This is a genomic window from Reyranella humidisoli (assembly GCF_019039055.1).
GTDB classification, from domain to species: Bacteria; Pseudomonadota; Alphaproteobacteria; order Reyranellales; family Reyranellaceae; genus Reyranella; species Reyranella humidisoli.
Map to the genome: position 1 here is coordinate 2204748 of NZ_JAHOPB010000001.1, position 17263 is coordinate 2222010.

Sequence of the window (17263 nt, forward strand, 5' to 3'; positions counted from 1 at the left end):
GAGGGAGGAGAGACCAGCCATGACCGCGCTGACCGTGGATACCAGCAAGCTCTGGGACATGATCAAGGACATCCGTTTCGGCATGCTGACCGTGCGTGGCGCTGACAGGAGTCTTTATTCGCGGCCGATGACGACGCAAAACGGCGAGGCCGACCGTGGCGGCGTCATCTGGTTCTTCATGTCGCGTTCGGGCCAGCCGGTGGCCGATCTTACGCAGTCGCCGGACGTGAACGTGTCCTACGCCAATCCCGAGGCCGACAGCTATGTGTCGGTGAGCGGTTCGGCGCGCATCTTTGACGACCCGGTCAAGAAGAAGGAGCTGTGGAGCGCGGCTGCCAACGCCTGGTTCCCGGCCGGCGTCGACGATCCAGACCTTGCCCTGGTCGCCATCCTCGTGGCCCAGGCCGAGTATTGGGACGTGAAATCCAACAAGGCCGTCCAGATCTTCAAGCTCGCCAAGGCGGCCATCACCGGTGAACCTCCGGCTGACCTGGCGGAGCATCGCCGCGTCCGCATGCGCTGACGCGGGAGGAGAGCGCTCCGGTCTATCGCCGGGGCGTTGTCGCCGCGCCCACGCCGGCGCCCACGGCGCCACCAACCAGCGCGCCCGGCAGCAGGCCGATCGGTGTAAGGGCTCCGATCAGCGCGCCCGTGCCTGCGCCGATGCCGCCTCCCGTCACGGCGCGTTGGCCCCAAGTATCGCCACAGGCGGCGAGGCTGAGCGCGAGGACGGAAACGGCGATCACTTTAATCATCTGTTCAGCTCCAGTTGCGGCTCGGAACGCAATCCCGCAGGGTCCCGTTCGAAGGGCACACAAACGTCTTCCACGGGCGAAAAGCTCCCATAAATGACCGTCCTGCGGTGTGTTCTCCTCGTGACCATGATGCTGCTGGGCGGTCTTCAGGCCGCCCGTACGCAGACCGTGGGCGGCGTTGACTACGCGCCGGAATATGATTTCTCCGAGTTCTGGGCGGCGACCGACGGCCGCTTCTTCCGCGTGATCGTCGCAGGCAATCCCTTCCCGCAGATGCCGGTCGAGGAGGCGAAGCAGCGGATGCTGCCGGTCATGCAGGCCAACAAGCCGCGACCGGCCCTCACCTTCACCTACCAGCAGCCGCCCGAGCAGCTGCGCCCCGACTATCGACTCGTTCTGGTCTTCGATCCGGCCAACGATCTCACCGCCGCGCGTGTGTGTGCCGGCCAGATCTTCCTGAAGAAGCCGACGGAGCCGCGTACGCCGGGCCGTGTCTATGTCTTCGGAATCTACTGCCGCAACGACCTTGCTCTGTCGCAGACCACGGCCTGGACGCAGGCCAATGGGCCGGAGGATCCCCGGCTAGGCCAGATGTTCGTCCAGCTGTTCCTGACGTTGTTCGACGACCGGCGCTGGTACCGCTCGCCCTTCAATCCGTGGTTTGCCCGCTAGCCGATCCGGCCTAAGAGAGAGGCAACATCAGGGGGATCTTGTGGGTACCGACGTGGAAATCTGGATGCTGTTCGCGCCGTTCTGGCTGCTCGGCATCTTTGCGGCGCTGGGTGCGCTCTGGCATTTCGGCCACTTCAACAGGCGAATTCACGAACATGAAATGACGGCTCACCACCGCCATCACTTCAAGCGGGCGCAAATCGCCATGATGGTCTGTGTCGGCCTGTTGGTCCTGGGACTGGTGATCGGCGTCCTGGGGGCGCTATCGCGGGGCTAGATCCCCGCGATCATTCGGCCACCAGCCCCACGACCTCGTAGTGGCCCGGATCCTGGGTCGGGCCGGCAACCAGGATCTGCTGGTCGCAGGCGGTCAGAACCAGGACGAGAAGACCGAGGGACGCTAGAACCCTGCGGAACATGGCAAATTCCTCCAATTGCGAGAGGAACGCGGGCTTCTGGCTTTTGGTTGCCGCGTTCGGCGTCTTCTCCGGCTAGGATTGGGGAGAACCTGGGGTAGGGCCCATGGCCGAGAAATGAACCGAAATCGCATGCTGCGCCGCATCGCCTATGTGCGCCGCAACCGCTGCAGTGCTCTGGTAGCCGCCCTGTGCCTTTTCACGGTGCTCAATCCGTTGCTTGCCGGCTCGGCGATCGGCGGTTCGGTGCTGGGCGTGGCGCTGTTCACGGTCCTCGTGCTGGCGGTCTGGGCGCTTCGCCTCGAACGGCCCGTCCTCTGGGGGCTGGGTGTCTTCGGATTCATCACCGTCGATGCGCTGATCGCCGATCGCATGGGCTTTGGCGGGCTGCGTCCGATCGCGCTGGGGTCGACGGCGGTCTTCGTCGGCGCCATCACCATCGCGCTCCTGCGCTATGTGCTCGACCGCCGACCGATCACCACCGACAAGGTGTTCGGCGCCGTCGCGTCCTACATCCTGATCGCCCTGTCCTTTGCCAGCCTGTTCGGTTTCCTGCAGGTGTTCCAGCCGCACGCCTTCCACGCCACGATCGCGCATGGATCGGACGGCAAGCTCAACTGGTCGGACCTGATGTACTTTTCCTTCACCGTTCTGACCTCGACGGGTTTCGGCGAGATCACGCCGGCGACGCCCATGGCCCGAGCGCTGATCGTGATCGAGCAGGTGCTGGGCGTCATGTACGTCGCCTTCCTGATCGCGCGGCTGGCCAACATGTACGGCTCGACGAAGCATTCGCGTTAGTGGCCTTCGGTATCGCTGTGCGCATCGTCGCAATGCCGCCGGCCGCGCTATACTATCCAGCAAAGTGAGATGAGGAACGCCATGAGCATCGCGGCTGAAGCGGTACGGACACGCGAGACCCCGGATACGGTGGAACGCTGGGACGCCATCGTCATCGGCGCCGGCCTGTCGGGCATGTACCAGCTCCTGAAGCTGCGCCAGATGGGCTTCAAGGCGCGCGTCTACGAAGCGGGGGGCGGCGTCGGCGGCACCTGGTACTGGAACCGCTATCCCGGCGCACGCTTCGATTCGGAAAGCTGGACCTACGGTTTCTCCTTCTCGCCGGAAGTGCTGAAGGAATGGGACTGGAAGGAGCATTTCTCCGGCCAGCCCGAGAACCTGCGCTACTGCGAATTCCTGGCCGACAAGTTCGACCTGCGCCGCGACATCACCTTCAACACCCGCGTGAAGGCCGCGCACTGGGACGAGGCCGCCAACGAATGGGAAGTGACGTTCGAGACCGGCGGCCGCGCCCGCGCGCGCTTCCTCATCACCGCGATTGGGCCGCTGTCGTCGCCGACCATGCCGACGATTCCCGGCATCGAGGATTTCAAGGGCGAATCCTGGCACACCGGCCTGTGGCCGCATCATCCCGTCAGCTTCGCGGGCAAGCGCGTCGCGGTGATCGGCACCGGCGCGTCGGGCGTGCAGGCCATCACCGAGATCGCCAAGACCGTGGGGCATCTCACCGTGTTCCAGCGCACGCCCAACTGGTGCACGCCGCTGCGCAACAGCAAGATCGAACCCGAGACGATGGCCGACATCCGCTCGCGCTACGATGAGATATTCGCCCAGTGCCGCGAGAACTGGGGCTGCTTCGTCCATACCGCCGATCCGCGCCATTCGACCGACGTGACGCCGGAGGAGCGCGAGGCCTTCTTCGAGAAGCTCTACAACACGCCCGGCTTTGCTTTCTGGCAGGGCAATTTCCGCGACGTGCTGATGGACCAGGCGGCGAACGACGCGCTCACCGCGTTCGTGATCAAGAAGATCCGCGCCCGCGTGAACGATCCGAAGATCGCCGACAAACTGATTCCCAGGAACCACGGCTACGGCACGCGCCGCGTCCCGCTCGAGAGCGGCTACTTCGAGGTCTACAACCAGCCCAACGTGAAGCTGGTCGATATCCGCGAGACGCCGATCGAGCGTGTCACCGAGAAGGGCCTGCGCGTCGGCGGCGAAGACTACGAATTCGACATGATCATCTATGCGACCGGCTTCGACGCCATCACCGGCGCCTTCGACCGCATCGACTTCCAGGGCCGCGGCGGCGAGAAGCTGCGGGCCAAGTGGGCCGACGGGCCGCACACCTATCTCGGCCTGAACGTCGCGGGCTTCCCCAACATGCTGACCCTGGTTGGCCCGCACAACGCGGCGACCTTCTGCAACCTGCCGCGCTGCATCGAGCAGAACGTCGAGTTCGTGTCCGACCTGCTGGGCTACATGCGCGACAAGGGCCTCACCCGCATCGAGGCGACGCCGGAGGCCGAGACGGCGTGGACCGCCCATGTCTACGACACCGGATCGCGGCTGCTGCTCACCAAGGTCGATTCCTGGATGACCGGTGTGAACAAGAACGTCCCCGGCCGCCTCAATCGCACCTTCATGGCCTATGCCGGCGGCGCGCCGAAGTATCGCCAGAAGTGCGAGGAGATCGCGGCGAACGGATATGAGGGGTTCAAGCTGTCATCCTGAGCGAAGCGAAGGATCCTTCGGCTTCGCCTCAGGATGACAAGGACTACCGTGCCCCGCGCACCAATCGGCCCGGCTTCGCGCCGGTGAATTCGCCGTCGCGATACGTCACTTCGCCGCCCACGATCGTGGCGCGATAGCCCTCGGCCTTCTGTTCCAGGCGACGGCCGCCACCCGGCAGATTGTGGACCGGATGCGGCGCGGAGACTTTCAGCCGGTCGAGGTCGATTACGTTGATGTCTGCCTTGTAGCCCATCTGCAGCCGGCCGCGATCGCCGAGGCCAACGGCGCGCGCCGGCACATCGGTGAGCTGCTGGATCGCCCAGGGCAGCGGCCAGCGCTCGCCCTTGCGGTCGCGCGTCCAGTAGGTGAGGGCGTGCGTCGTATAGCTCGCGTCGCAGATCAGCCCGTAATGTGCACCGCCGTCGCCCAGTGCCATCACCGTATGGTCGTGGCGCAACATGCTGGCCATGTTGGCGTCGGAACAGTCTGTGTAGTTGGCGCCGGGATGGAACAGGATCGTGCGGCCATCGCCGCTCACCAGCAGGTCGTAGGCGAGTTCGAGCGGCGTGATACCGAGCTTGGCGGCGCGGGCGTCGAGTCGCCGGTCGGCCGGCGGCGTGTAGTCGGGCGGATCGCCCAGTACGAACATGTTGGCGACGCTGCGCATGAAGGCGAGCATCTGCGGGTTGCGATAGGAGGGCTGTTCCTGGAGAAGCTTCGCCTTCATCGCCGGATCGCGCAGCTTCGCCAGCTTGGCCTCGAGCGGAAGCCCGTCGACCTCGCGGTAGCTCGGGCAGGTCGAGAAGGGGTGGAACGAGAGTTCGAGCCCGTAGAGCACGGCCACGGGGCGCGCCGCGACCTGGCCGCGGATCGTCAGCCCGTCACGATGGGCGCGCTCGATCTCTCGCAGCAGGGTCTGCCAGCGGCCGGGATAGAGCGAGATGTCGAGCAGGGTGAAGGAGAGCGGGCGTCCCGACAGTTCGACCAGCCGGCGCAGCATGGCGAACTCGGTGGCGCCTTCGGCCGTGGTGTCCTGGAAGTCGTCGAGGAGCTGGATGACGCCCTTGCCGGCCCGGCGCATGCCGCGAGCGATCGCCGCCAGCTCTTCCTCGCCCGCGGTGATGGTCGGCGTCAGCGCGCCGTCGGGCGTGCGATGGAACAGCGAGCGCGATGTCGAGAAGCCCAGCGCGCCGGCGTCGAGCCCTTCTTCCACCAGCCTGGCCATTTCCGCCATGTCCGCCGCCGTCGCGGGCTCGCGGTCGACGCCGCGGCGGCCCATCACGAAGACGCGCAGCGGCGCATGCGGCACCTGCGTCGCAAAGTCGATGTCGCACTGCCGCTTCGACAACGCCTCGAGATAGTCGGGAAAGCTCTGCCAGTTCCACGGCACGCCCTCGCGCATGACCAGCTCGGGAATGTCCTCGACGCCCTCCATGACGTTCATCAGCGTGTCGCGATCCTGCGGCCGGCAGGGCGCGAAGCCGACGCCGCAATTGCCCATCAGCACCGTCGTCACGCCATGGCCCGACGAGGGCGAGAAGCGGTCGTCCCAGGTCACCTGTCCGTCGTAATGCGTGTGGACGTCGACGAAGCCCGGTGTCACCGTGAGTCCTCGGGCGTCGATCTCCTCGCGGCCGCTGCCGTCTATGCGACCGATGGCGGCGATGCGACCGTCCTGCACCGCAACGTCGGCGTGGCGGGGCGCGCTTCCGGTGCCATCGATCACGGTTCCGTTGCGCACGATCAAGTCGTATGAGGCGGCCATAGCTCCCTCCGTGGGCATTCCGCGAGAATGTCGCCCTTTGCTGCCTAGCATTCCGCCGGGAGCGGGAAAACGCCCGCAAAGATGTTTCCTGGTCGGTGAAATAACACCCCGCGCTCTCCGCTTCGGCCGGTCGTCAGGAAAACGTGACTTGGTTTGGCCGCAACCGGGGCGTTTATGGTGGCCATGGACCGTCACTCAAGCGTCCCCGTCACCCTGTTGTCCGTCGCCCATGCCCTGCCGCCGCACCGGCTGCTGCAGACCGAGGCGGCCGCGGCGGCCCGCGGAATCTTCGCGCATCGCTACGCTGCGTTCGACCGGATGGCCCCCGTCTTCACCACGTCGGGCATCGAAGCGCGTCACACCGTCATGCCGCTCGACTGGTATCTCTCGACGCTCGGTTGGCCGGAGCGCAACGCGGCTTATCTCGAAGGCGCCCACGACCTGTTCGTCGAGGCGGCGACTCGCGCGCTTGCGGCGGCGGGATGTGCCGCGTCCGATGTCGACACGATCGTCACGATCTCCTCGACCGGTGTCGCCACGCCCAGTCTCGAAGCGCGCGCGGCGCGCCGCATGGGGTTCCGCCCCGATGTCGAGCGCGTGCCGGTGTTCGGCCTGGGATGCGCGGGTGGCGTCTCCGGGCTGGCGCTCGCCGGTCGCCTGGCGTCCGCGCGGCCCGGGTCCACCGTCCTGTTCGTGGCGATCGAGATCTGTACTGCGGCGTTCCGCATGGATCAGCTGACGCCGGCCAACATGGTCGCAACCGCCCTCTTTGGCGACGGCGCGGCAGCCTGCGTGGTCCGCGCTGGCGCGGGCGAAGCGGGTATCGCGCGGATCGAAGGCGCGGGCGAGCATCTGTGGCCGGACACGCTCGACATCATGGGCTGGAAGGTCGACCCGACCGGGCTCGGCGTCGTGTTCGACCGCTCCATCCCGCCCTTCGCCGAGCAGCAGGTCGGGCCGGCGGTCGAGGGCATCCTGTCCCGTCTCGGCGTGGCGCGCGAATCGGTGGATCGCTTCGCCTGCCATCCGGGCGGCGCCAAGGTGATCACGGCGCTGGAGACCACGTTGCGGCTTGAGACGGGCGCGCTCGATCACGAGCGTGAGGTGCTGCGCCAGTATGGAAACATGTCGGCCCCGACCGTGCTCTTCGTCCTGGAACGGCTCGTGGCCGCCGGGCTTCCGAGGCGCACGGTGCTGACGGCGCTGGGGCCCGGCTTCACCTGCAGTTGCCTGTCCCTGGTCCGCGCGGCGTGAGTGCGAGGCGATGAGTTGGGCGGCCGTCATCCTGGCATTGGTCACGGCGCAGCGTCTGGGTGAACTCGTGCTGGCGCGCCGCAATACGAAGCGGCTGCTGGCCCGCGGCGGGCGCGAGGTCGGAGCGGCGCACTATCCGCTGATCGTGGCCATGCATGCCGCCTGGCTGCTGGGCCTCTGGTACTTCGCCGTCCTTCGGGCGCCCGTCGGGCAGGAGGTGAACCTCGCGTGGCTCGGCATCTTCGTTGTCCTGCAGCTGGGGAGAGTCTGGGTGATCGCCTCGCTCGGCGGCCGCTGGACCACACGCATTGTCGTCCTGCCGGGCGAGCCCCTGGTGAGGCGCGGCCCCTATCGCTTCGTCTCGCACCCCAACTACTGGGTGGTGGCGGGCGAGATCCTCGTCCTGCCTCTTGCCTTCGGCCTTGCAGCCTTCGGTCTCGTCTTCACGATCCTCAACGCGGCGATGATGTGGATCCGCATCCGGGCCGAGGCGGCGGCCCTCGCGCCTCAGTAGGAGGCCAGCACCTCGATCTTGTTGTTGGCGACGATCAGGCGCTTGGCGAGCAGACGGGCGAGATTGGCCATGATCCTCTCGCCGGCGCGTGGATGGCTGGCGCGGAAGCGGGCGAAGGCGTCGAGCGCCAGTTCGAGGCAGGCCACCTTGGTATCGGCCCAGACATCCGCCGATCGGGCAGTCTCGAGCAGGGCCATCTCGCCGACCGCCATGCCCGCGGACAGGGTAGCGAGGCGCACGCCGCTCTGCAGCCGGACGCTGACGATGCCGCTGGCCACGAACATCAGCGACGATGCCGGTTCCCCGGCCGAGATCAGCCGCTCGCCGGTCCGATATTCGCGCTGGACCAGCAGTGCCTCGAGCGCGGAAAGCTCGTCGTCTTCCAATCCGCTCAGCAGTTCCTGCTCATGAAGATCGGTCGACGTCCCCAGCTCGAGATCGCCGGTCTCGCTGTGGATGATGCTGTCCTCCGCCCACTCGATGGCTTCGTCGAGGAGCCCGATCCGGCGCACGCCGGAGCGGTCGGGGAGCCACTCGGACAGCGACTGCTCGATGGGCGTTCCGCGGGCAATGCCGCTGAACACCACCTGGACGTGCCCCTGCGCGAGATCGTCGAGCACGTCGGCCAGCAGCCGCAGCGACGCCTCGCTGACGGACGGCACGCGGCGGAGGTCCAGGATGAGATAGCGCAGGCCCGAACGAAGGTTGCGGATGCGCCGCGAGAGATACTCGATGTTGCCGAAGCTGAGCGCGCCGGTCAGTTCGAGGATCGCGCCCTCGCCGTGGTGGGCCTCCAGGATGGCCTGCTCGCGCGGCGGCCGGCTGCGGCGCGACGATACGCTGCCCACGTCGTAGCTCGCGGCAATGCAGGTCCGCACGTCGCCAACGCGGTTGAGCATGTGCAGCCCGAAATGGGTCGACAGCGCCTCGCAGGTCCGCAGACCGCGGATGCTGTTGCCCTGGTCGTCGATCAGCGGCGAGTAGGTGCCGAGGCCGAGCTGCGAGGGCAGGGAAGCCACGATGCCGCCGCCCACGCCGCTCTTGGCCGGAATGCCGACACGATAGACCCAGCGGCCGGCCGAATCGTACATGCCCGAGCTGGTCATGACCGAGAGCGTCCGCGCCACGGCATAGGAAGAGACGACCTGCTCGCCGGTCAGCGGATTGCGGCCCTTGTGCGCCAGCGTCGCCGCCATGACGGACAGGTCCCGTGCCGAGACGCGCAGAGCGCACTGGCGGAAATAGACGTCGAGAACCTGGTCGACGTCGCCCTGGAGAACGCCGTGGTTGCGCAGCAGATAGGCGATGGCCCGGTTTCGGTCGCCGGATTCGCGCTCGGAGCGGAAGGTAGGCTCGTCGACCTCCAGCCGCCGTCCGGCAAAGCGGCTCAGCGCCTGCAGCAGCCAGTCGAAGGCACCATCCTGCTCGCGTTCGCAGATCAGGCCGGTGCACGCGATCGCGCCGGCATTGACCATCGGGTTGAAGGGCCGATTGTCCGAGCCTAGCCGGATGGAGTTGAAGGCGTCGCCGCTCGGCTCGACTCCCACGATCGATTCGACCCGCTCGGCGCCGACCGTCTCCAGCGCCAGGGCAAACACAAACGCCTTGGAGATCGACTGGATCGTGAATTCGACAGTGCTGTCGCCGATCTCGTACACGTAACCATCGACCGTCGTGACGGCGATGCCGAAGTGCGCCGGGTTGGCGAGCGCGAGCTCGGGAATGTACGCGGCGACCTCGCCGCTCTGGTCCTGGGAATACTCCGCATGGCAGCGCGCGAGGAAGCGGGCGAGCGGGAGCTCAGCCGCCGAAACTTGTGATTCGTCCATCTGCTACGCCTCGATGATCTCGCGGACGCGCGTCGCCAGCGCGTCCATGGTGAAGGGCTTGGTGATGACGGTCATGCCGGCATCGAGCGCGCCGAAGACCAGCGCGGCATTCTCGGCATAGCCGGTCATGAACAGGACTTTCAGATCGGGCCGCAGCGCGCGGGCGGCGTCGGCCACCTGGCGGCCGTTCAACCCCGGCAGTCCGACGTCGGTGATCAGCAGGTCGATGCGCTGCGCCGATTGCACGATCTCGAGGCCGCTCGGCCCGTCCACCGCTTCGATGGCGCGATACCCGAGATCCTCCAGCACCTCGACGACGAGATTGCGCACGACCGGCTCGTCCTCGATCACCAGGACGGTCTCGCCGGTTTCGATGGCGGCGTCCCCGGCTGCTGCGCCCGCAGAATCTTCGGCATCGGCCTCGCCCTCGAAGCGGGGCAGGCAGAGATGTACCGTCGTGCCGCGGCTCACGGCGCTGTCGATCCAGGCATAGCCTCCGGATTGGCGCGCGAAGCCGTAGATCATGGAGAGGCCGAGGCCGGTGCCCTGACCCATCGGCTTGGTGGTGAAGAACGGTTCGAAGGCGCGGGCGATCGTCTCGGCGTCCATGCCGGTGCCGGTATCGACGACGGAAATGTCGACATGGTCGCCGGCCGGCCGATCGGCGTGCGCCGCGGCTTCGGCCTCGCCGATGTGCCGGTTCCGCGTCTCGATCACCAGCCGGCCGCCCGCCGGCATGGCGTCGCGCGCGTTGATCGCAAGATTAAGGATGGCCGATTCGAGCTGGTTGGCGTCGCAGCGCGTGAGCCAAAGCCCGTCGGCGAGGCTGAGGTTGAGATCGATGCGCTCGCCGAGGGTTCGCCGCAGCAGCTCCTCCATCGAGCCCACCAGCGGATTGACCTGCACCGGGCGTGGATCGAGCGGCTGGCGCCGGGAGAAGGCCAGCAGGCGATGGGTGAGGGCGGCGGCGCGGTTCGCCGAGGCGATGGCGCCGCTGATGAAACGGTCGAGATCGCCCAGCCGTCCCTGGCCGACGCGCCGCTGCACGAGGTCGAGGCTGCCCGTGATGCCCTGCAGCAGGTTGTTGAAGTCGTGGGCGATGCCGCCCGTGAGCTGGCCGATCGCCTCCATCTTCTGCGACTGTCGCAGCGCGTCTTCGGCCGCGCGCAGTTCGGCCGTGCGGGCCTCGACCCGCGCCTCCAGCGTGGCGTTCAGCGCGCGCAAGGCGGCCTCGGCCTCGCCGCGCTCGATCACCTGGCGGGTGCGCTCGGCGACCTCCTGCATGAAGGCGATCTCGCCGGGCTGCCAGTGACGGACCGGGCGGTCGTTGAGATAGACGATGGTGCGCAGGCGGCCGGCCCGCACGAAGGGCACGACGAGGACGGCGCGCGTGTCAACGGCGCGGGCGGTGGCGCGGGTCTCTTCCTCGTCGCTCAGCGGATCGGTCTGCAGATCGTCCACCACCACGGTCTCGCCTGCGCCAAGCCTGTTCACGATCTTGATGCCGAAGGAGCGGGCCGGGACGCGGCCGAGCAGCGGCTGGGCGCGTCCGTCGGTCCAGCACGCCGAGTAGTCGAACATATCCTCGACCGGATCGAGATGGCCGTAGCCCACGCGCGACACGCCGAAGAACCGGCCCATCAGGGCGCAGGCCTTGTCGAGGGCGGCGTCGGTGTCGCTGCCGCGCAGCGCGTCACTCAGTTCGAGCATGAAGGCATGACGCGCATCGGCGAGCTTGGCCGCGCTGATGTCGATGGCGGTGCCGACCGCGCGGTAGCACTTGCCCTCGGCGTCGAACAGTCCCTTGCCCTTGGCTGCGATCCAGCGCACCACGCCATCGTCATGCCCGACGGTGCGGTACTGGACATCGTAGGTCGCGCGAACGGCGGGATCGAGGGCTGCGCCGAACGCCCGGATCGTGGCGTCCCGGTCCTCGGGGTGAAGGCCCGCGTAGAAATCGTCCAGCGTGCAGATCGCGTCGGGCGAGAAACCGAACATCGCTTTCGTGCGGGGGGACCAGTTCAGCCTGTCGGTGACGAAATCGACGTCCCAGATGCCGATCTCGGCGGCTTCGGTGGTCAGCCGGAGCGATTCCTCGTTGAGAAGGGCTTGCCGCTCGGCTTCCTTGTGGGCCGTGATGTCGTTGCCGCCCACGAAGATGCCGTAGACGGCGCCGGACTCGTCGCGCATCGGCTCATAGACGAAATCGATGTAGCGCGTGCTGGCATCGCTGGCGAGGCGAACAGGCATGGCGCGCGCGATGAAGCGCTCGCCTGTGCCATAGACGTTGTCCAGCAGTTCGTAGAAGCCCTGGCCCTCTAGGTCGGGCAGCACCTCGCGCACGCTGCGACCGATGAAGTCGCGCTGGCCGGCGATCGCGACATAGGCTTCGTTCACATATTCATAGACATGGTCGGGGCCGGTCAGCACGGCGATGAAGCCCGGCGCCTTCTGGAACATGCGGCGCTGGCGCTCGATCTCGGCCATGAGACGCTGCTCGGTCAGGACCTTCTGCGTGGTTTCGCTGCACACCACCAGTACGCCGCCCACGCCGTAGCGCGCCTCGGCGTCGTCGATGGGGCTGTAGCTGTAGGTCCAGTAGACGTCCTCGCGCCGCCCGTTGCGCGTGATCGGCACGAGGTGGTTCTCGTGCCAGGTGGCCCCGCGGCCTGTCATGACCTGGTCGATCTGCGGGCCGATGATGGGCCAGATCTCCTCCCATACGGCCCGGCCCGGCTGGCCGAGTGAGGAAGGGTGCCGCTCCGGGCCGATCGATTGACGGTAGGCGTCGTTGTAGAAGCAGAGGAGCTCGGGTCCCCACCAGATGTACATTGGGTGGCCGCAGTTCAGCATCAGCCGGACCGCCGTGCGCAGCGACTGGGGCCAGCCTTCGGGCGGGCCAAGCGGCGAGGACGACCAGTCATGGGCGCGCATCAGCGCGCCCATCTCGCCGCCGCCGGCAAGGAAGCGGGGGTCGCGTTCCTCGGAATTCATGGCCGGACAGTCATCGATTCGCGACCGTCCTGCAAGCGCGGCGCCCGGCCGGCGGCTGGTCAGATCACGCGCTGCGTTCGGGCGAAGGCGATGTAGAGGTCGTGGGCACGGGCGGCGATCGGTCCGGGCTGCAGGTCGCGGCTCTCGTAGCGGCTGACCGGCTGGACCTTGCCGGCGTTGCCGGTGGTGAAGATCTCGTCGGCATCGTCGAGTTCGGCTGGGGTAATGGTGCGTTCCTCGACCGTGATGCCGGCCGAGCGCAGCAGCTTCACCGTGCGCAGCCGCGTGATACCGGCCAGGAAGCTTCCGTTCGGCACCGGCGTCGCGACCACGCCGTTGCGGGCGAGGAAGATGTTGGAGCTGCAGGTCTCCGCCACGTTGCCCAGCGGGTCCAGCACGACGCCGTTGTTGAAGCCGCGCTTCAGCATCTCCGCGACGCCGCGCGAGGAATTGGGATAGAGGCAGCTCGCCTTGGCGTCGGTCGGCGCGGTCTCGGGCGCGGGCCGGCGAATCGAGCGGCAGAGGCCGAGGGTGAGAGGCGTGCCGGCGCGCATCGGCGAGATATAGGTGCAGAGCAGGAACTGCGCGGAGTCGGGATCGACCGAAATCGGCCCGGCGCCGCCCTTGCCGGCCCAGAACATCGGCCGGACGTAGAGTTCGGCCTTGGGGCCGAAGCGGCGGACGCTCTCGTGCATCAGCTTCAGGATCTCTTCCGGCGTCTGGCTCGGGTTCAGGCCGATCGCCCGCGCCGATCGCACGACGCGTTCCGCATGGAGGTCGAGGTCGGGGCCGCAGCCCTCGAAGGCGCGCCCGCCGTCGAATACCATGGAGCCCAGCCAGAAGGCGTGGTCGCGCGGGCCCAGGATTGCCGGGTTGCCCTCGTGCCACGTGCCGTTCCAGTAGGTGAGCGTGTCCATTTTTCCCTCGTCCGTCCTCGAAGCGGGCGGACATAGCAGACGATGAGCGGCACGGCCAACCTGGCCCCGATGCTCCTGGCGCTGGGTGCGGCATTCTGCTTCGCCCTGGCGTTGATCCTGACCCAGTTCGGGCTACGGACCATGCCGTCATGGCGCTCGCCCCTCTATTCCATCGGCGGGGCGCTGGTGGTGGCCTGGCTGGCCGCTTTCGTGTTCGTCGACTGGAGCACCTTCAATCTCGATGCGGCGCTGATCTTCGCGGGCGTCGGCTGCATCTTCCCCGTCGTGGTGTCGATCCTCTCGGTGCGCTCGAACGAGCGGCTGGGGCCGGCGGTCGCGGGCGCGGTCGGCAACGTGACACCGATCTTCGCCGTGCTGGGCGCGGTGCTGTTCCTGGGCGAGCATCTCGGCCTCTTGCAACTCAGCGGTCTCGCGATGGTGGTGGGTGGCGTGGCGCTGCTGGCGTTGCGCGGCGGCACCGGCGGGCGCCACTGGTCGGTCTGGGTGCTGGGCCTGCCGCTTGCCGCGGCCCTGGTGCGCGGCGCGATCCAGCCGGCGATCAAGACGGGACTTGCCCTGTGGCCCGAGCCGCTGGCGGCCGCGGCGATCGGTTACGCTCTTTCGACGGTGGTGATCGTCTCGCTTGTCGGTCGCCGCGCGCTGAGAGAAGGACCGGCGATGCGCAGCGGCGTGCTGTGGTTCCTGTGTGTCGGCTTCGCCAATGGCAGCGCGACCTTCCTTCTCTATGCGGCGCTCGGGCTGGGGTCGATCACGGTCGTCGCGCCGCTGGTCGCGCTCTTTCCTCTCATCGGTGTGGTGCTGAGCTGGATATTCCTGCGCGGCGAACAGCTCCACGCGATCGGACTGCTTGGAATCCTGGTGAGTGTAGCCGGCGTGATTCTTCTGCTTCTCGGCGGAACCTGACGCGGTGACGAAAAAGCGGCCGAATGCGCGCCGGAATTCCCTGAGTGTAAAGGCAACGGCGTAACGGCCGGCTGCGTATTACCAACCATGGCGCGGGCAATGCCGCGCGGAATGGAGGCAGAAGATGTTGAAGCGAATTGCTCTCACGACTCTCGCCGCGGCTGCGACGCTCGCCACCGCGACAGTGGCGATGGCTCCCTTTCAGCCCGCCAACGCCCAGGTGACCATCACCTTCGGTTCGGCACCGCCGCCGCCGCCCTACGAGGCCATGCCCGCCCCCCGACCCGGCTATGTGTGGGCGCCGGGCGCCTACAGGCTGGTTAACGACCAGTATGTCTGGACGCCCGGGACCTGGCAGCAGGCACGTCCGGGGTATCGCTACGTTCCCGATCGCTGGGAGCGCTACACCGATAACGGCCGCGAGCGCTGGCGCTATCAGGCCAGCCGCTGGGATAGGGACGGCGACGGTATTCCCGACCGCGTCGACCGCCACGACAACCGCCCCAATCAGGCTTGGGGCGACAAGGATCGCGATGGCATTTCCAACGCCGTCGACCCGATCAACAACAATCGCCGCCATCAGTAGATGGTCGTCAATAGACGGGAACGGGGCGCTTCGGCGCCCCGTTTCCGGTTCTGGTGCTCGTCCGAGAAGGAAGCAGTTGCCGCAGGCTGGCGCCGTACTAAGGTCTTCCGAGGAATGTCGCGCAGGGGAATGTTGCCCCGGGGCGACGACCCAGGAGGAAACAACAATGACGGCCCCGCTCACCATTCGCCTGCACCCCTCCGACAACGTCGTCGTGGCACGCATGGACATCCTGCCCGGAACCAAGGTCGAGGGTGAGGTCGCGGCCGCGACGCGTGTACCGCCCGGTCACAAGATCCTCACCATGTCGGTGAAGAAGGGCGAGCCGCTGCGCAAGTACAACCAGATCATCGGCTTCGCGACGGACGATCTCGCGGCCGGCGCGCACATCCACACGCACAACTGCGTCATGGGCGACTTCGAGCGCGACTATGCGTTCTGTGCCGACGCCCATCCCACCGACTTCATCGTGCCGCCTGCCACCTTCCAGGGCTATCGCCGGGCCGACGGCCGCGCCGCGACGCGCAACTACATCGGCATCGTGACGACGGTGAACTGCTCGGCGGCGACCAGTCGGATGATCGCGTCGCGCCTCGCGCCGCTGCTCGAGGAATTCCCGGACATCGACGGCATCGTTCCGCTCACCCACGGGGGCGGTTGCGGCATGGCCGCGTCGGGCCTCGAGATGGACGTGCTGCGTCGCACGCTCGCGGGTTACACGAAGCATCCCAACATGGCGGCGGTCGTCGTGCTGGGGCTCGGCTGCGAGACCAACCAGATTTCCGGGCTGATGAATGCGGAGGGCCTCAAGGAAGGGCCGAAGCTCATCCCGATGGCGATCCAGGACGAGGGCGGTGTTTCGAAGACCGTTAATCGTGCCGTCGGATTCCTGAAAGAGATCCTGCCCGAGGCGAACGCCGTGAAGCGCGAGCCGATTCCGGCGAGCGAACTGATCCTCGCGCTGCAGTGCGGCGGCTCGGACGGCTACTCCGGCATCTCCGCGAATCCGGCGCTGGGCGCGGCCGTCGATCTGCTGGTGCGCAACGGCGGCACGGCCGTCCTGTCGGAGACGCCGGAGATTTACGGAGCGGAACATCTGCTGACGCGGCGCGCCGTCAGCAAGGAAGTCGGCGAGAAGATCGTCGAGCGGATCCGCTGGTGGGAAGATCATTGTGCCCGCACCGGCGGTGAAATGAACAACAACCCGTCGCCCGGCAACAAGGCCGGCGGTCTCACCACGATTCTCGAAAAATCCCTGGGTGCGGTTGCGAAGGGCGGTACGACGAACCTCGTCGACGTCTACAAGTATGCAGAGCCGATCACGGCCAAGGGCTTCGTCTATATGGATTCACCGGGCTACGACCCGGTGTCGGCGACCGGGCAGGTCGCCGGCGGCGCCAATGTCCTGTGCTTCACGACAGGACGAGGCAGTGTCTTCGGCTGCAAGCCGACGCCGTCACTCAAGCTTGCGACGAATACCTCGCTCTATCGGCGCATGACGGACGACATGGACATCAACTGCGGAACGATCGTCGATGGCGAGGAGACGATCCAGGAAAACGGTCGGCGCATCTTCGACCTTATTCTCGCCACGGCCTCGGGCCAGAAAACCAAATCGGAAGTTTTGGGAATCGGGGACGACGAGTTCGAGCCGTGGAAGATAGGCGCAACAATGTGAAGGACCGCGCGCAGCCATTTTGAGGTGGCGGCGTTTCGTTCCTCATATGCGATCCTACGACTCACGAACTTGGCCTTGCTTTGGCGGCCCAGCCCACAGCGGCCACGGACTTTCCCCCGAGCTTTTACCCAAATTCCCGGTTGTCGAAGGCGGGAGCCGCGAGCGCTCCGCCAGCGCGCATTTGCTTGCTCGTTAAACTGCCCAGGAGAGAGACATGGCTACAGGTACGGTCAAGTGGTTCAATGCCACAAAGGGTTTCGGGTTCATCCAGCCGAGCGACGGCGGCAAGGACGTGTTCGTCCACATCAGCGCGGTGGAGCGCTCAGGTATGAACGGGCTTAACGAAGGCCAGAAGATCGACTACGAAATCGCCACCGAGCGCGGCCGGTCGGCCGCGGTCAATCTCAAGGCTGCGGACTAGACA

The 17263-nt window shown here is 66.9% G+C and carries 17 protein-coding genes; 11 read left to right on the forward strand and 6 right to left on the reverse strand.

The features are described from left to right. Positions 1-19: 19 nt before the first annotated feature. Positions 20-523 (forward strand): pyridoxamine 5'-phosphate oxidase family protein, encoded by a 504-nt coding sequence (locus KQ910_RS10755; RefSeq protein ID WP_216959437.1) that lies wholly within the window; start codon positions 20-22, stop codon positions 521-523. Between the two features lie 22 nt (positions 524-545). On the opposite strand, the gene KQ910_RS10760 is transcribed toward KQ910_RS10755, so the two are convergent. Beyond that, entirely contained in the window at positions 546-755 is a 210-nt protein-coding gene (locus KQ910_RS10760; protein ID WP_216959440.1) for a YMGG-like glycine zipper-containing protein, read from the reverse strand. A gap of 93 nt (positions 756-848) precedes the next feature. Between KQ910_RS10760 and KQ910_RS10765 the strand changes: the two genes are divergently transcribed. After that, on the forward strand, positions 849-1427 hold the full coding sequence (locus KQ910_RS10765; protein ID WP_216959442.1) for a hypothetical protein: 579 nt from the start codon (positions 849-851) through the stop codon (positions 1425-1427). Positions 1428-1491: 64 nt separating this feature from the next. Beyond that, positions 1492-1704: a hypothetical protein gene (locus tag KQ910_RS10770; RefSeq protein WP_216959444.1), complete on the forward strand. Its 213-nt coding sequence runs from the start codon at positions 1492-1494 to the stop codon at positions 1702-1704. 10 nt (positions 1705-1714) lie between these two features. Here KQ910_RS10770 and KQ910_RS26970 read toward each other — a convergent pair whose 3' ends face one another. Beyond that, entirely contained in the window at positions 1715-1846 is a 132-nt protein-coding gene (locus KQ910_RS26970; RefSeq protein ID WP_255560192.1) for a hypothetical protein, read from the reverse strand. Positions 1847-1960: 114 nt separating this feature from the next. On the opposite strand from KQ910_RS26970, the gene KQ910_RS10775 reads away from it, so the two are divergent. Both KQ910_RS10775 and KQ910_RS10780 read left to right on the forward strand, forming a co-directional pair. Continuing rightward, entirely contained in the window at positions 1961-2644 is a 684-nt protein-coding gene (locus KQ910_RS10775) for a potassium channel family protein (protein ID WP_216959447.1), read from the forward strand. A gap of 81 nt (positions 2645-2725) precedes the next feature. Beyond that, positions 2726-4378, forward strand: coding sequence for a flavin-containing monooxygenase (locus tag KQ910_RS10780; protein WP_216959448.1), 1653 nt, complete (start codon positions 2726-2728; stop codon positions 4376-4378). A gap of 43 nt (positions 4379-4421) precedes the next feature. Here KQ910_RS10780 and KQ910_RS10785 read toward each other — a convergent pair whose 3' ends face one another. After that, positions 4422-6143: an N-acyl-D-amino-acid deacylase family protein gene (locus KQ910_RS10785; protein ID WP_216959450.1), complete on the reverse strand. Its 1722-nt coding sequence runs from the start codon at positions 6141-6143 to the stop codon at positions 4422-4424. A gap of 183 nt (positions 6144-6326) precedes the next feature. Here KQ910_RS10785 and KQ910_RS10790 point away from each other — a divergent pair, with 183 nt between their 5' ends. Beyond that, a complete protein-coding gene (locus tag KQ910_RS10790) occupies positions 6327-7397 on the forward strand; it encodes a type III polyketide synthase (protein ID WP_216959452.1) in 1071 nt (356 codons plus the stop codon). Between the two features lie 10 nt (positions 7398-7407). Beyond that, positions 7408-7911, forward strand: coding sequence for an isoprenylcysteine carboxyl methyltransferase family protein (locus KQ910_RS10795; RefSeq protein WP_216959454.1), 504 nt, complete (start codon positions 7408-7410; stop codon positions 7909-7911). On the opposite strand, the gene glsA is transcribed toward KQ910_RS10795, so the two are convergent. Genes glsA through KQ910_RS10810 form a run of 3 tightly spaced genes read right to left on the reverse strand, consistent with a single transcriptional unit; the run spans position 7905 to position 13651 of the window. Then, a complete protein-coding gene (gene glsA, locus KQ910_RS10800) occupies positions 7905-9740 on the reverse strand; it encodes a glutaminase A (protein ID WP_216959456.1) in 1836 nt (611 codons plus the stop codon). The genes KQ910_RS10795 and glsA overlap by 7 nt on opposite strands. A gap of 3 nt (positions 9741-9743) precedes the next feature. Continuing rightward, positions 9744-12734 (reverse strand): response regulator, encoded by a 2991-nt coding sequence (locus tag KQ910_RS10805; RefSeq protein WP_229600379.1) that lies wholly within the window; start codon positions 12732-12734, stop codon positions 9744-9746. A gap of 59 nt (positions 12735-12793) precedes the next feature. Continuing rightward, a complete protein-coding gene (locus tag KQ910_RS10810) occupies positions 12794-13651 on the reverse strand; it encodes a branched-chain amino acid aminotransferase (protein WP_216959458.1) in 858 nt (285 codons plus the stop codon). A gap of 42 nt (positions 13652-13693) precedes the next feature. On the opposite strand from KQ910_RS10810, the gene KQ910_RS10815 reads away from it, so the two are divergent. From KQ910_RS10815 to KQ910_RS10830, 4 genes are all read left to right on the forward strand, one after another. Beyond that, on the forward strand, positions 13694-14575 hold the full coding sequence (locus KQ910_RS10815) for a DMT family transporter (protein WP_216959461.1): 882 nt from the start codon (positions 13694-13696) through the stop codon (positions 14573-14575). Between the two features lie 124 nt (positions 14576-14699). Beyond that, positions 14700-15161, forward strand: a complete 462-nt coding sequence (locus KQ910_RS10820) for a YXWGXW repeat-containing protein (RefSeq protein WP_216959464.1) — start codon at positions 14700-14702, stop codon at positions 15159-15161. Positions 15162-15327: 166 nt separating this feature from the next. Further along, positions 15328-16839 carry a UxaA family hydrolase gene (locus KQ910_RS10825; RefSeq protein ID WP_216959466.1) on the forward strand — a complete coding sequence of 504 codons (1512 nt, stop codon included), beginning with the start codon at positions 15328-15330 and terminating at the stop codon, positions 16837-16839. A gap of 214 nt (positions 16840-17053) precedes the next feature. Next, positions 17054-17260, forward strand: coding sequence for a cold-shock protein (locus KQ910_RS10830; protein ID WP_216959469.1), 207 nt, complete (start codon positions 17054-17056; stop codon positions 17258-17260). Positions 17261-17263: the final 3 nt, after the last annotated feature.